The sequence below is a fragment of the Terrabacter sp. R4-6 genome (assembly GCF_057529065.1).
Genome location: NZ_CP197224.1, coordinates 2,176,373 through 2,190,487 on the forward strand (window position 1 = coordinate 2,176,373; position 14,115 = coordinate 2,190,487).

General features: G+C 72.8%; 18 protein-coding genes. 10 read left to right on the forward strand and 8 right to left on the reverse strand.

All coding sequences use genetic code 11. From position 1 onward, the window contains the following. Positions 1–75 precede the first annotated feature (75 nt). Complete coding sequence (locus ACSSS0_RS10270; RefSeq protein ID WP_487231073.1) at positions 76–513, forward strand: MerR family transcriptional regulator; 438 nt, start codon at positions 76–78, stop codon at positions 511–513. Positions 514–602: 89 nt separating this feature from the next. Then, a complete protein-coding gene (locus ACSSS0_RS10275) occupies positions 603–1,607 on the forward strand; it encodes an NAD-dependent epimerase/dehydratase family protein (RefSeq protein WP_487231074.1) in 1,005 nt (334 codons plus the stop codon). Between the two features lie 288 nt (positions 1,608–1,895). On the opposite strand, the gene ACSSS0_RS10280 is transcribed toward ACSSS0_RS10275, so the two are convergent. After that, positions 1,896–2,462, reverse strand: a complete 567-nt coding sequence (locus ACSSS0_RS10280; protein ID WP_487231075.1) for a CGNR zinc finger domain-containing protein — start codon at positions 2,460–2,462, stop codon at positions 1,896–1,898. 69 nt (positions 2,463–2,531) lie between these two features. Between ACSSS0_RS10280 and ACSSS0_RS10285 the strand changes: the two genes are divergently transcribed. Both ACSSS0_RS10285 and ACSSS0_RS10290 read left to right on the forward strand, forming a co-directional pair. Next, positions 2,532–3,791: an MFS transporter gene (locus ACSSS0_RS10285; protein WP_487231076.1), complete on the forward strand. Its 1,260-nt coding sequence runs from the start codon at positions 2,532–2,534 to the stop codon at positions 3,789–3,791. Between the two features lie 47 nt (positions 3,792–3,838). After that, complete coding sequence (locus tag ACSSS0_RS10290) at positions 3,839–4,039, forward strand: hypothetical protein (RefSeq protein WP_487231077.1); 201 nt, start codon at positions 3,839–3,841, stop codon at positions 4,037–4,039. Positions 4,040–4,109: 70 nt separating this feature from the next. Here ACSSS0_RS10290 and ACSSS0_RS10295 read toward each other — a convergent pair whose 3' ends face one another. Continuing rightward, entirely contained in the window at positions 4,110–4,586 is a 477-nt protein-coding gene (locus ACSSS0_RS10295) for an ATP-dependent zinc protease family protein (protein ID WP_435984074.1), read from the reverse strand. A gap of 24 nt (positions 4,587–4,610) precedes the next feature. Between ACSSS0_RS10295 and ACSSS0_RS10300 the strand changes: the two genes are divergently transcribed. Further along, a complete protein-coding gene (locus ACSSS0_RS10300; protein ID WP_435984073.1) occupies positions 4,611–5,804 on the forward strand; it encodes a RimK family alpha-L-glutamate ligase in 1,194 nt (397 codons plus the stop codon). 22 nt (positions 5,805–5,826) lie between these two features. Here the strand turns inward: ACSSS0_RS10300 and ACSSS0_RS10305 are convergent, their stop codons facing one another. From ACSSS0_RS10305 to ACSSS0_RS10330, 6 genes are all read right to left on the reverse strand, one after another. Then, entirely contained in the window at positions 5,827–6,264 is a 438-nt protein-coding gene (locus ACSSS0_RS10305; protein ID WP_487231078.1) for a cupin domain-containing protein, read from the reverse strand. Positions 6,265–6,273: 9 nt separating this feature from the next. After that, a complete protein-coding gene (locus ACSSS0_RS10310) occupies positions 6,274–6,621 on the reverse strand; it encodes a twin-arginine translocase TatA/TatE family subunit (protein WP_487231079.1) in 348 nt (115 codons plus the stop codon). A 167-nt stretch (positions 6,622–6,788) separates the two neighbouring features. After that, positions 6,789–7,625, reverse strand: a complete 837-nt coding sequence (locus tag ACSSS0_RS10315) for a DinB family protein (protein ID WP_487231080.1) — start codon at positions 7,623–7,625, stop codon at positions 6,789–6,791. A 110-nt stretch (positions 7,626–7,735) separates the two neighbouring features. Then, positions 7,736–8,302 carry a TMEM165/GDT1 family protein gene (locus tag ACSSS0_RS10320; RefSeq protein ID WP_487231081.1) on the reverse strand — a complete coding sequence of 189 codons (567 nt, stop codon included), beginning with the start codon at positions 8,300–8,302 and terminating at the stop codon, positions 7,736–7,738. Positions 8,303–8,549: 247 nt separating this feature from the next. Further along, positions 8,550–9,332, reverse strand: a complete 783-nt coding sequence (locus tag ACSSS0_RS10325; protein ID WP_487231082.1) for a metal-dependent transcriptional regulator — start codon at positions 9,330–9,332, stop codon at positions 8,550–8,552. Positions 9,333–9,494: 162 nt separating this feature from the next. Then, the gene (locus ACSSS0_RS10330) at positions 9,495–10,175 is read right to left on the reverse strand and encodes a DUF4396 domain-containing protein (RefSeq protein ID WP_487231083.1); all 681 of its coding nucleotides are present in this window, start codon (positions 10,173–10,175) and stop codon (positions 9,495–9,497) included. A 172-nt stretch (positions 10,176–10,347) separates the two neighbouring features. On the opposite strand from ACSSS0_RS10330, the gene ACSSS0_RS10335 reads away from it, so the two are divergent. The 5 genes from ACSSS0_RS10335 (at position 10,348) to ACSSS0_RS10355 (ending at position 14,021) form a co-directional block, all read left to right on the forward strand. Further along, a complete protein-coding gene (locus tag ACSSS0_RS10335) occupies positions 10,348–11,244 on the forward strand; it encodes a hypothetical protein (RefSeq protein WP_487231084.1) in 897 nt (298 codons plus the stop codon). Positions 11,245–11,322: 78 nt separating this feature from the next. Then, positions 11,323–12,105, forward strand: coding sequence for an ABC transporter ATP-binding protein (locus tag ACSSS0_RS10340; protein ID WP_487231085.1), 783 nt, complete (start codon positions 11,323–11,325; stop codon positions 12,103–12,105). After that, positions 12,102–12,863, forward strand: coding sequence for an ABC transporter permease (locus tag ACSSS0_RS10345; protein WP_487231086.1), 762 nt, complete (start codon positions 12,102–12,104; stop codon positions 12,861–12,863). Before ACSSS0_RS10340 ends, ACSSS0_RS10345 begins: the two co-directional genes overlap by 4 nt. Before the next feature lie 41 nt (positions 12,864–12,904). Next, complete coding sequence (locus ACSSS0_RS10350) at positions 12,905–13,243, forward strand: DUF1048 domain-containing protein (RefSeq protein ID WP_487231087.1); 339 nt, start codon at positions 12,905–12,907, stop codon at positions 13,241–13,243. 4 nt (positions 13,244–13,247) lie between these two features. Further along, complete coding sequence (locus ACSSS0_RS10355; RefSeq protein WP_487231088.1) at positions 13,248–14,021, forward strand: MerR family transcriptional regulator; 774 nt, start codon at positions 13,248–13,250, stop codon at positions 14,019–14,021. Positions 14,022–14,115: the final 94 nt, after the last annotated feature.

Below are 14,115 nucleotides of genomic sequence, written 5' to 3' on the forward strand. Positions count from 1 at the left end.
GGTTGTGGTGATGTGGTCGCGAGTGCTCGGGCGGCTCTGTGCCTGCTGCGATCCAGCGTGTACCTTCATGTCGACATGAAGGCAAGACACCGTGACGAGACGTGGACCGTCGGTGAGCTGGCGGCACGTTTCGACCTGCCGACCAACGTCCTGCGCCACTGGGAGACGCTCGGGCTGCTGACGCCGGAGCGCGACGGGTCCGGCTACCGGCGCTACGGGCGCGCCGACCTCGTCCGGGTCGCGGTCATCCTGCGCAACAAGGCGGCCGGGATGACGCTCGAGCAGATCGGCGTGCTGCTCGACAGCGAGGCGGCCGGTCGCCACGAGGTGCTCGAGGCCCACCTGCGCGACCTCGACGACCGGGCGCGGGCCATCGAGCGGTCACGCGAGATGACCGAGCACGCGCTGCGCTGCCGGGCGCACGACATCGTCGCCTGCCCGCGCTTCTCGCAGCACGTCGCCGACCTGACCGAGGGGCGGGCCGCGACGGCGCGCATCGCCGACTGGGAGTAAGGCCGACGTCGACGCCGCTGGTTCGCTGCTGTTACGTCGTCAGCGAAGGGGCCTTGGCGCGGCGGCCCGCGCGGGCGAGGATCGAGCCCATGAGACTTCTCGTGCTCGGAGGCACCCACCACGTCGGCCGCGCGTTCGTCGAGGCCGCGCTCGCCCGAGGCGACGAGGTCACCACCGTGACCCGCGGGGTCAGCGGCACCCCCGTCGACGGCGCCGAGGCCCGTCACGCCGACCGCCTCGACCCCGACGCCCTGCGCGCGGCACTCGGGGACGACGAGTGGGACGCCGTCGTCGACACGTGGTCGGCTGCTCCGGTCGCCGTGCAGACGTCGGCACGGCTGCTGCGTGGCCGGGCTCCGCACTACACCTACATCTCGTCGTGCTCGGTCTACACGTGGCCCATCGCCGTCGGCTCCGACGAGAGCGCACCCGTCGTGGACGGCGACCCGGCCTCGGCGGACGGTTCCGACTACGCCGCGGCCAAGCGCGGCGGCGAGCTCGCGGCCCTGGCCGAGTTCGACGGTGACGTGGCGATCGCGCGGGCCGGCCTCATCCTCGGACCGTACGAGATGGTCGGCCGGATGCCGTTCTGGCTCAGACGGATCGCTGCGGGTGGGCGCGTGCCGGCGCCGGGGCCACGGGACCGACCGCTGCAGTACGTCGACTGCCGGGACATCGCGGACTGGGTTCTGGGGTCACTGCCGGTCGGCACCTTCAACATGGTGAGCGAGCCCGGCCACACGACGATCGGCGCCCTGCTCGACGAGGTGCGCGCCGTGACGGGGAGCGACGCCGAGCTCGTCTGGCTCGACCCGGAGACGATCGAGGCAGCCGGCGTCGAGCCCTGGACCGAGCTCCCGATCTGGGTCCCACCGACGGGCGAGCTCGCCGGCCTGCACGCCCTCGACGTCTCGGCGGCCCGGACGGCGGGGCTGCGGTGCCGGCCGATGCCCGAGACCGTCGCCGACACGTGGGCCTGGCTCCAGCGCGAGGGCCTGCCCGAACGACCGACGAACCGTGGCGGAGGTCCCATGGACGCCGACGCCGAGGCCCGCCTCTGGGCCGCCCACGAAGCCCACACCCCCACCACCTGAGCGATCCCACCCGCGTCGAGTGGCCTCGCCGCCCCACCAGCCCCACCCATGAGCCCTAGATCACCGTCGAGTGGCCCCGCCGCCCCACCGGCCCCACCCTGAGCGCTGGTTCACCGTCGAGTGGCCCCGCCGCCCCACCAGCCCCACCCTGAGCGCTGGTTCACCGTCGAGTGGCCTCGTCGTCACAGCCGGGAGGGTGTGACGACGGGGCCACTCGACGGTCTGGAGTTGGTTGGGCGTGTGACGACGGGGCCACTCGAGTGAGGGGAGCCGGCGGGTGGGTGGGCGTCAGCGGGCGCGGGCGCGGTGGGCGGCAGCCTTGACCCGGCTCTGGCAGCGCGGCGAGCAGTAGCGGCGGGTGCCGTTCTTGGACCCGTCGACGTAGACGCGGTCGCACGCGGGGGCCTCGCAGACCCCGAGCCGACCGCCGAGGTCACTGCCGAGCGCGACGGCGAGCCCCGACGCGATCCCGGCCTGCCAGCCGCGGACGTAGCCGTCGCCGGGCCCGTGGAAGTGCAGCTGGTGGCGGCCTTCATCGTCGGGGTCGAGCCTCGGCCGTGCCGCCGTCACCTCGAGGAGGTCGTTGACGACGCGGGCCGCCGCGGCCAGGTCGCCGCGGTCGGCCGCCTCGAAGACGGCCCGGGCTCGCGGCACCACACCGAGCAGCGCCACCGCCTCGGCCGCCGTCGGCCGGGAGCGCCGGTCCGCCGACGACGTCGCGTCGGCCACGCCGCGCACGAGGTCGTCGCCGACCGGAGGGGCGTATGCCGTCCCGTGCGCGTCCCCGGGGGACGCGAGGTTGACGAGGAGCACCGTCGTGTCGAGCAGTCGCTCGATGTGACTGTCGAAACGCATTTGACCAGTCACTCCGTCCGCGATTAGGTTCATGACCGTCAAAGACTACTTCGACAGTCAGGAGCCCGGGTGCGGACCACGAGCGCGACGACCATGCTGCCGCCGGAGCTGCGCCTCCTCGTCCTGGCCCGGTGCGTCAACCGGCTCGGCGGCTTCTCGATGGCCTTCCTCGGCGTGCTCCTCGTCCGGGAGCTGGGCGCGGGGGCGGCCGAGACGGCGCTCGTCCTCACCTGCTTCGGCGTCGCGACCATCCCGTCGCGCGTCCTCGGCGGTCACCTCGCCGACGCCTGGGGGCACAAGCCGACGATGCTCCTCGGACTCGTCGGCTGCGCCCTGGCCCAGCTCGTCGTCGCCGTCGCGCCGGACCTGTCGTGGGCACTCGTCGGCGCCGTGCTGCTCGGCCTCGCCTACGAGGTCGTCGAGCCGCCGACCCAGGCCCTCGTCTCGGACCTCATGCCCGAGGACGCCCGCGCCTTCGGCTACTCCACGCTCAACGCCTCCCTCGCGGTCGCCGGCGTCCTCGCGGGCCTGATCGCCGCCACCGTCTCCGGCCTCGGTCTGCGATGGCTCTTCGTCGTCGACGCCGCGACGTGCCTGGCCTGCGCCGCCCTCGTCGCCGCGCGCCTGCGCGTCCCCACACCCGCCACCGCACCCGTCGCCCACCGCGCCGACCGCGCCGACCGCATCGAAGGCCCCGGCGGCTCGCCCGACCGACCGCGCACACCCGACGCGCGCGGACGGTGGGCCGCCGCGCTCCGGGACCGGCGGCTGTACCCGGTCGTCGGCTTCGGCACCGTCGTGGCGACCGTGACCATGGTCGTCGTCTTCGGCGTGCCGCTCCTCGTGGAGCAGCGCGGGCTCACGCCGGCCGTCACGGGATGGGTGCTCGCCGCCGGTGCCGCGGCCAGCGTGCCCGGCGCCTGGCTGGCCGCCGTCCTGCGCCGCCGGACGGACGACACCGGCGTCCTCCTCATCGGGGAGGTGACCGCCGCGGCCGGCCTCGGCACCATCGCCCTGTCGAGCCAGGCGGCGGGGCTGGCCGTCGGGCTCGTGGCGTTCGACGTCGGCAGCCTCCTCGTCATCGCGACGACGATGGCCCGCGCCGGCACCCTCGCACCCGATGGGTCCCGCGGCACCTACCTCGCGCTGCTGGGCCTGACGTGGGGACTCGCCACGTCGGTCGCGCCGCTCGTCCTCACGACGCTCGGGACGGCATACGGCCCCGGCGCGCCCTTCGGTGCAGCCGCGGCGCTCCTGCTCGGGACGGCCGCGGTCCGGGGCGCAAGCGCTCGCGTCAGCGAGTCAGGGATGCCGGCCCATCGGGCATGAGGGCTGGGCGACGTCAGACGACGCGCCCCGTCGAAAGGACCTTCCCCATGTGGGCTTTCTTCTCCCGCCGCGCCCGGCTGTGGCTCATCACCGTGCTCGTCGCCCCCGTGGCCAGCCTCGTCCTCGGCCGGCTCGGGACCGCGCTCGAGAGGCGCAACGGCCCGAACACCTTCAGCCGCGGCCTCCGTGCGGGCAGCCGCCTGCTCGACCGCGGCCGGTCGAAGGCCAGGGCCCGCGCGCGGTCGTAGGTCACGACGCCCGGGTCGGCCGCCACGGTCGGCCCGGCCGGCGGCCCGGCCGGCGGCCTCGTGAGGTGGGTCAGCGGCCGCGGTTGCGGCGGCGGACGTCCTTGGGCGGCTTGCCCCCGGCATACGACCGCGACGGGTCGACGACATAGCCCTGGCGCAGCGCCTCACGCCCGACGAGCATCCGGAAACCCATCCGGTCGCGCTTGCTCAGCGTCACCTCGGCGGGCACCGTGCGGCCGGCGAGCGAGAGGTCGAGACGCACGACGTAGCGCTTGGTCACGTGGCCCGACGAGCTGCGCACGCTGCGGCGGTCGTGGACCGGGCACTCGAGCACACGAGCGTCGTCGTCCGAGTCCTGCCACGGGTGGACGGTGAAGCGCACCCACGGCTGACCGTCGCGGTCGAACTCCTCGACGTCGGCCGCGTGCAGCGACGACGTGCGGGCGCCGGTGTCGATCTTGGCCTTGAGCCACGGCAGGCCGATTCCGGGCATACCGACCCACTCCCTCCACCCGACGGGAGTGCTTGAATAGGCCGGCCCAGACACCCGCCCATCTTGGCAGGACCCTGCATGAAACTCGCGATCCTCTCCCGCGCGCCGCGTGCCTACTCGACGCAGCGCCTGCGCACCGCCGCGCTCGACCGCGGGCACCAGGTGCGGGTGCTCAACACGCTCCGTTTCGCCATCGACCTGTCGGGCCCGGAGCCGGACCTGCAGTTCCGCGGGCGCCCGATCTCCGACTACGACGCGGTGCTGCCACGCATCGGCAACTCGATCACCTACTTCGGCACGGCCGTCGTGCGGCAGTTCGAGCAGATGGACGTCTACACGCCCAACACGGCCAACGGCATCTCCAACGCCCGCGACAAGCTCCGCGCCGCGCAGATCCTCTCGCGCCACCAGATCGGCATGCCTGCAACGACGTTCGTGCGCAACCGCGCCGACGTCATGCCGGCCATCGAGCGCGTCGGCGGGGCCCCCGTCGTCATCAAGCTGCTCGAGGGCACCCAGGGCATCGGCGTCATCCTCGCGCCCGACATCAAGATCGCCGAGGCGATCATCGAGACGCTGCACAGCACGAAGCAGAACGTCCTCATCCAGAGCTTCGTCACCGAGAGCCGGGGACGCGACATCCGCGCCCTCGTCGTCGGCGACCGCGTCGTGGCGGCGATGCGGCGGCGCGCCAGTGGCGACGAGTTCCGCTCCAACGTCCACCGCGGCGGCACCGTCGAGGCGGTCGAGCTGACGCCGGAGTACGAGCAGGCCGCCGTGCGCTCGGCGCAGATCATGGGTCTGCGCGTCGCCGGGGTCGACATGCTCGAGGGCAACGACGGGCCGCTCGTCATGGAGGTCAACTCCTCCCCCGGCCTCGAGGGCATCGAGACCGCGACGAACCTCGACGTCGCCGGCGCGATCATCGACCACATCGCCGGCCAGGTCGCCTTCCCCGAGATCGACGTGCGCCAGCGCCTCACGGTCTCGACGGGCTACGGCGTCGCCGAGCTCGTCGTCCACGCCGGCGCCGACATCATCGGCAAGACGATCGGCGACTCCGGGCTCGAGGAGCGCGACCTCCAGGTGCTCACCCTGCACCGCGGCACGAGCGTCATCCCCAACCCGCGCCGCCGCGTCGTGCTCGAGGCCGAGGACCGGCTGCTGTGCTTCGGCCGCCTCGAGGAGATGCGCTCGATGATCCCGGAGCGCCGCCGCCGCCGCGCCAAGGTGCGCAAGCTGCCGAGCGACCCGATCCACACCGTCGCCTGACGGCGCCCGATGGCGTATGCCGTCAGGCGCGGGGCGTGACGTAGACCTTGCGGAGCGTCTCGGTGACCGTCCACGTCGAGCGAGCGCCCTCGGGCAACCGCACGACGGAGCCGGGGCCGAGCTCGAGCGTCGCACCGCCCTCGACGGTGAGCGTGGCCCGGCCGGACAGCACGACGAAGACCTCGTCGGCCTCGACGTCGGTGACCGTGCCCGGGCTCATCTCCCACACCCCGACCTCGGCACCCGCGACCTCTGCCAGCGTCGTGACGGCGGCCGTCGGAAACCCGTCGAGGACGTCCACCCCGGCGGCGACCTGCTCGTCCAGGGGCTCGGTGCGCACGTCGCCGACGAGGAGCGCGACAGCGGCGGGCTCGGACGCGGGCTCGGACGCGGGCTCGGGTGCGGGCTCGGTCGCGGGTGGGGCGGTGGTCTCGGGGAGGGCGGAGGGGTCGGTCGTCACACCCGCAGGCTAGTGCGAGCCGCTCGTGTGCTTCCCGGTCTCCAGCGTGCGGGTCTCGAGCTCGGCCCGCAGCCGGGCGACCTCGGCGTCGGCAGCCGCCACGCGGCCGTCCGCCTCGGCGAGGGCGCTCGTCGCGGGACCGGCGGGATCGGCCGGATCGGCCGGATCGGCCGGATCGGCCGGGCTGTCGATGTCGTCACGGGCCCCGGGCGCGGACCGCATCTGGTCGACCTCCGACGTGAAGATGCGCGCCGACCTCCCGAGGCTGCGAGCCATGTCGGGCATCCGCTTCCAGCCGAAGAGGAGCACGACGGCGAGGGCGATGATGCTCAGCTCCGGCCACCCGAGATCTGCCACGGGAACCTCCTGGTGTCGCGGGTCGGCGCGTCGGCGCGTCGACGCGGTCGGGGACTCCCGGCGCCCGCGCGCGCCCGGTGATGATGATGGTGATGGTGATGGGGCACGGTAGGAGCCGCGGGTGGGAGACGGCCGGGAGCCCGCTGTGAGGTCGCCGAGCGTCGTGGTCAGCCCGCGGCCGGGTCGGGGTCACCCGCGCCGGCGGAGATCGCGGCGATCGCGTCGAGGTCCCGCTCGGCGTAGAGGCGGTGCTGCCACTCCTCGTTGAGGATGGTGCGCAGGATCCGGGTCACGGCATACGACTCGGGCTCGGGGTAGCCGGCGGCGGTGACGGGCTCGGTCGTGCCGGTGAGGTCGTCGTCGGTGAGCCCGTCGACGACCCGGCGCACCGTGGCCATCCGGTCGGCGCGGAGGGCGAGCACCTCGTCGAGCGACGGGCGCGCGTCGCGGTCGCGGGGCACGGGCGGGCTGTCGGGCATGTCGTCGTGCGGGAGGTCGAGGGCGTCCCACGGCTCGGGGTCCCCGAGGAGGGCACGGCACACCCAGGCATCGGTGGCGAAGACGAGGTGGCGCTGGGTCTCGATGAACGACCACTCCCCGTCGACGCTCGCGTGGAGCTGCTCCGGCGTGAAGGTGCGGGCGCGCTCGACCGTCTGGCCCCACCGCCGCTCGACGACGTCCCACGCCTCGCGGTAGCCGTCGGCATCCGTCGGTCGCATCCTGGCCCGGTCGGGGTCGCGTCGGTCGAGCTCGGCCTCGACGAGGGGCGCGACGTCGACGCCGTTGATGACGAGGTTCTCCACGTCGCCGGTCATGTCGACGTCCTCGAGCCAGACGTCACGGGCTCGCAGCCCGCGCAGGTCCACCATGCGCAGGGAGGCGCCCCGCAGGTCGACGTCGTGCAGCTGCGCCCCGTCGAGGTAGACGTCCTCGAAGGTGGCACCGGTCAGCCGCACCCGCTCGAAGCGGGTCCCCGCCTGGTCGTCATACCTCGCGTCGGTCATCGCAGTCCCCTTCTCCCCGAGGCGCCGTCGCCCCTGGTGGCGTCGACGGCGTGCACTGCTCGGGGCGCCTAGGGGCAGCCTAGGGGCGATCCCGGACGTTCGGCGTCCGGTCAGCGCACACCCTCGACGATGAGCAGGACCCCGAAGGCGACGAACGCCGCGGCCGCGCCCCACGTGATGACGCGCTCGGGCAGGCGCTTGCCGAGGGCCGCCCCGACGACGATGGCGAGCGCGTCCGCGGCGACCATGCCGACGGTGCTGCCGAGCCACGTGCCGAACCAGCCGTGCTGCGTCGCGAGCGTGATCGTCGCGAGCATCGTCTTGTCGCCGAGCTCGGCGAGGAAGAAGGCGATGGTGACGGCGATGATCGCCGTGCGCCGCGTCGTGCGCGCGACGGCAGCCTCCTCGTCGGAGAGGGAGTCGCCGCGGAGCGTCCAGGCGGCGAAGAAGAGGAAGGCGACGCCGGCGGTGACCGAGATGGCGTCGCGCGGGAGGTTGTCGCCGATCGCGGCCCCGATGGCGACGGAGCCGAGGTGGACCACGGCCGTCGCGATCGTGATGCCGGCGAGGACGTGGAGCATCGTGAAGCGGGTGGCGAAGGTCATCGCCATGAGCTGGCTCTTGTCGCCGAGCTCGGCGACGAAGATGACTGCTGCACTGAGCAGGAAGGCGGACATCGGATCGGTCTCCTCGGCGCAGCCACGAGGCACCGCAGGGAGCCTCGACCTGGCGCGCCCGTCGGTGGGTCGGCACGAGGTCGAAAGTCTCGTCCGCCGCGGGTCCGCGCCTGCCGTGTCGGCGTCGCGATCAGGGCCGGCCGCACCGGGCCGGAGCCAGTGTGTCGATGCGGTCGTTGGGGACTACTCCCTTTCGATGCCCCGACCGTAGGCGTCGCGCAGCAGGTCGTGCAACGTCTCGGTGTGCCTAGCGATTCTTCTCGGAAACCCTTGGGGTGCCGATGTGCCGACATTCGGCGTAGTGACAGCCCTTGTCGTTCAACGGATCCGGCGATGCCGGCTCGGCGCTGACGAGGAGAGCGGCGACGGCCTGGTCGCCGAGCTCGGCGACGTGCGGCGTCCCCGTCGGCGCGGCCGGAGGGCTGACCTCGAGCCGGGTGGCCCCTCCGAAGGGTTTGCGCTCGCGGACGACGACCTCGGCGTCGACGGCGATGCCGGTCTCGGCGAACCAGCGGAGCAGGGCCGGGTCGTCGTCGTCGATGCGGGCGACGAATCGGCGCTCCCCGACGGGGCTCGCCGCGAGCGGCTCGGCGGTCGGCTGGTGGAGCACGCCGTCGGGCGTGGGGATCGGGTCGCCGTGCGGGTCGCGCCAGGGGTGCCCGAGCTGGTCGTCCATGCGGTCGACCATGAGCGTCGAGACGGCGTGCTCGACCACTTCGGCATCGTCGTGCACCTCGTCCCAGGAGTAGCCGAGGGACCGGACGAGGAAGGTCTCGACGAGGCGGTGGCGGCGGACCATCCGCAGGGCCTGCCGGAGACCCTCCTCGGTGAGCCGCATCCCGCCGTAGCGCTTGTGGGCGACGAGCCCGCTGTCGGCGAGCTTGCGCGCCATCTCCGAGACCGACGACGTCGAGACCCCGAGCCGAGCGGCGACGGCGGCGTTGCTCACCGTCTCCTCCTGCCACTCACCGAGGGAGAAGATGACCTTGAGGTAGTCCTCGACGGCGGTGCGGTTCTCGGTCTTGGCCACCGCCAGAGACTACGTGAGCAGCCAGGCCAGCAGCACGAAGCAACCGACGAAGAGGACCGTCGTGAGGGTCCCCGTGACGAGGCGCCTGGTCGGGAAGTTCGGCATGCCCAACTTTTATCATGGGCGCGCCTAGCGGCGGCCCGGATCCCGACGAGAGGCGCGTCACCCGAGGCCGTCGGCGACGGCGACGACGAGCCCGCCCAGCATGAAGGCGGCGATGGTCGCCGCGAGCGCCGGCGCCGGGAGGTCGGGGATGAACCGCCGCGCACCGGTGACCGGGCCGTTCGTCCCGTGGTGCTCGTGGGTCAGGGCGTGACCCCGGCCGCGCGCCAGCAGGTAGCGGTTGACCGGGTAGGCGGCGAGGAACGCCGCGACGAGGGAGATCGCCATGCCGACCCAGAAGACGGCGTTGACGAGACCCGCGTCCATGGCGCCGGGGATCACGGCCATGACGAGGTTGTCGACGACCTCCATCGTGAGGATCGAGACGGTGTCGGCGGCCAGGACGAGCTTGAGGGCCACGCCGAGGGACAGGCCGCTGCGCAGCAGGGGAAGGCTCGAGAGGGCGTAGCCGAAGAGGAACGCGAGGGCCACGGAGAGCGCGATGGTCGCCCCGGCGGCGAGCCCGACGGCGGTGCCGATCATGAGGCCGAGGATCTCGCCGATCGCACAGCCGGTGAGGCAGTGCAGGGTGGCACTGGCCGCCATGGAGGCGAGGCCCCCGCCGTGACCGTCGTCCTCGCCGTGGGCATGGTGGGCGCCGTGGGCATGGCGGGCACCGTGGGCCTGGTGCGCACCGTGGGCGTCGTGGTGCGTGGGCGCTGAGGTCGCTGCGTCGTTCATGGTCGTCCTTCCGGTCCGGGGGTCACGGGATCCGCTGGGCCCGCCATCCAGCATACCCCCCATGGGTATGCCGTCCGGTGGAGTCAACGCGTGCGCCCGGTCGGGCATTCCCGTCGCTCCGAAGTCGCGGGTTCCGGTCGCCCGCCGCGGCTGGATGCACAAGGATTGACGCGTGACACAGCCCGTCGACGCCGACCACGCGCGCCGGATCCTGCTCGACCACGCGAACCGTCAGGTGACCGGTCCGCTCGTGGACCCCGCGATCCTCGCCGCCGTCGTCGGGGTCGAGCGCCTCGTCGTCGCAACGGGATCCACGGACGAGCAGGTGCTGCGCGCAGCGCTCACCGGTGGCGTCGTCGCGGGCGCGGACCCCGACCGTGTCGCTGCCCTCGTCGCCGAGGCGAGGGGCCACGTCGTGGCCGGGCTCCTCCGCCGCTCCACGGGGCAGGCCGTGGACGCGGGCGTCGTCAACCCGGCCTCCGGCGGCTACGAGATCACGACCGACGCGACGCTGCTGCGCGCAGCCGTCCGCGCTGCGCAGGGGTCGATCGACGCGATGCCCTACTACGGCCTCCGCTACGGGGAGCGGGGTTCGCGCTTCGCCACGACCGACTCGGCGTGGCTCGTCTCGCTCGCGACCCTGGCCGAGGACCGCGCGGTGCACCAGGTCGAGTGGCTGGCGAGGGTCCTCGCCGCTCGGGGCATGCCGTCCTGGCTGCTCGAGATCCACCTCGACGCGCTGGTGTCGGAAGTGCGTTCGGCCGCGGGCGCCGGTGCGGAGGGCTCGCTGCCGGTGGCGGCGGACGCGTTGGGTCGGGCCCGCCGGCGCCACGTCGGCGACGACCTCCTCCGCTCGGCGGACAGCTGGGCCGACGAGGCGCTCGGCGACGCCCTGCCGGTGCCGCGCGCGGGTGCCCTCATGGCTGCCGCGGTCGCGGACGAGCGCGCCGGGGTGACGCGCGACGACCGGGCTCTGGTGGGCTGGCTCACCGACCAGGAGCGGTCCGACGCGAGCGCCAGGACCCGGCTGCTGAGCGTGCGTCAGCGCATCCTCGCCGAGGCCCGGTGACAGGTCCGCGGCCTGCCGGGACATCGGTCCGGAATACGGCTTGACCTTGACGCTGCGTCAGGGTTGCACGCTGTAGTCATGACCACGAAACCAGCCATCGACATCGCCGGGCTCACCAAGTCCTACGGCGACCACGCAGTGCTCAAGGGTGTCGACCTGAGCGTCCCCGCGGGCACCATCTTCGCCTTGCTCGGCTCGAACGGCGCCGGCAAGACCACGGCAGTGAAGATCCTGTCGACACTGCTCAAGGCCGACGGCGGGACCGCGTCCGTGGCCGGCCACGACGTCGCCACCGAGCCCGGGAAGGTGCGCGAGTCGATCAGCCTCACGGGGCAGTTCGCCGCCGTCGACGAGGTCCTCACCGGGCGCGAGAACCTCGTCCTCGTCGCCCAGCTGCGACGGCTCGAGGGTCCCGGTGCGATCGCCGACGCCCTGCTGTCGCAGTTCGGGCTGACCGACGCCGCAGGGCAGCGGGTCGCCACCTACTCCGGGGGCATGCGCCGACGTCTCGACATCGCCATGAGCCTCATCGGCAACCCGCCCGTGCTCTTCCTCGACGAGCCGACGACGGGACTCGACCCGCAGTCGCGGATCGAGGTGTGGAAGACCGTGCAGGAGCTCGCCGGCCAGGGCACGACCGTCCTGCTCACGACGCAGTACCTCGACGAGGCCGAGCATCTCGCCGACCGGATCGCGGTGCTCCACGACGGCCGCATCATCGCCGACGGCACACTCGCGGAGCTCAAGGCGCTCCTGCCGCCCGCCACGGTCGAGTACGTCGAGAAGCAGCCGTCCCTCGAAGAGATCTTCCTCGCGATCGTCGGACACGGCGGCGCCACCCACGAAGGAGCCCAGCGATGACCACCTACGTCCTCCACGACACCGACGTCCTGCTCAGGCGGTCCCTGCGCCACATCCTGCGCAGCCCGGACACCATCATCACGACCGCCGTCACGCCGATCGCCATGCTGCTGCTCTTCGTCTACGTCTTCGGCGGCGCCATCGACGTCGGGGGCGCCTCGTACGTCAACTACCTGCTGCCCGGCATCCTACTCATCACCGTCGCGTCCGGCATCGCCTACACCGCCTTCCGGCTCTTCACCGACGTCTCGGGCGGCATCTTCGAGCGCTTCCAGTCGATGCCGATCACCCGCTCGGCCTTCCTGTGGGGGCACGTGCTGACGTCGGTCGTGGCCAACCTGACCTCGCTTGTCCTCGTCGTCCTCGTCGCCCTGGCGATGGGCTTCCGCACGGGCGCCGGTGTGCTCGCCTGGCTGGCGGTCCTCGGCATCATGCTGCTCTTCACGCTGGCGCTCACCTGGCTCGCCGTCATCCCGGGTCTCACCGCCAAGACGGTCGACGGCGTGAGCGGGTTCTCGTACCCACTGATCTTCCTGCCGTTCGTCAGCTCGGCGTTCGTGCCGACCGACAGCATGCCCGGACCGGTCCAGTGGTTCGCCGAGCACCAGCCGGTCACCTCGATCGTCAACACCCTCCGCAGCCTCTTCGAGCAGCAGCCCGTCGGCAGCGACGGCTGGGTGGCCCTGGCCTGGTGCGTCGGGCTCCTCGTCCTCGCCTACGCGCTCGCGATGCGGACCTACCGCAAGAAGCTCGCCTGACACCGCGTACGCCCCCGGCCCGACTCGTCAAGGAGACCGACATGAACAACCTGCTGAGCACGATCATCGGCGACAAGAGGGAGTGGAAGGCCATGGAGGCGAGGGCGCGCGCGCTGCCCCGCGACTACCGGGTCGTCTACGGCGAGATGAAGTCCTACATGTGGCGCTTCACCTCGGGCGACGGCATGGACGTCGTCGCGGTCCTGAAGGACGTCCTCGAGCTCTTCGAGGTCAGCGCGGCCGAGGGCCGCCGCGTCCTCGACGTCACCGGCCGCGACGTCGCAGCCTTCTGCGACGGGCGCCTGCGCGGCGTCACGACGTATGCCGACACGTGGCGGTCCGCGCTGAACCGCGCGGTCGCCGCGCAGGTCGCAGAATAGGGCCATGCTGACCATCAGCCAGCTCGCGGCGTACGCCGGCGTCACCGTGCGCACCGTCCGGCACTACCACGCCAAGGGGCTGCTGCCCGAGCCCGAGCGCGACCACTCGGGCTACCGGCGCTACGACGCGGCCGCCGTCGTCCAGCTGGTCCGGATCCGCACCCTGGCCGACGCGGGCGTGCCCCTGTCCCGCGTGCACGAGCTGCTCGAGGCGGACGACACGGAGTTCGCGGCGGCGGTCGAGCAGATCGACCGCCGCCTGCGGGCCGAGATCCGCGAGCTCCAACGGCACCGGGAGCGCATCGCCAAGCTCGCGGCCGGCGACAGCCTGGCCCTGCCTCGCGAGGCGGTCGCCTACATCGACCGGATGCGCGAGCTCGGCTTCCCGGAGCGGGTCATCGAGGTCGAGCGCGACAGCTGGATCCTCATCGCGGCGCAGATGCCCGACGAGGTCGCGGCCTTCATGGAGATCAAGCAGACCCAGATCGAGCACGAGGTGCTGCGCCGGCTCTACCTCGACATCGGCGACCTCGTCGACTGTGCCCCCGACGACCCCCGGCTGCCCGCGCTCGCGGACCGGGTGGCCGCCTTCATCGAGGCTGCCTCCGCCGAGGCCGAGGGCATCGAGGACGTGCACCCCGTGAGCGACGACCTCATCGCGCTGCTCGACGCGGCGTTCATCGAGTCCTTCGCGTGCGCTGGGCGGCTGCTCGAGCTGCTCGAGGAGCGGGGCTGGACGGGATGGACCGACATCCGGCGCCTCGAGCCCGCGGTGTGAACGCTCGCACCATCCGCGGTCGGCCTGCAAGAGGCCGTGTCACATGTGCCGCGTCCCGATCGTCAGTAGAGCGGGACACCACACGAGAAGGAGA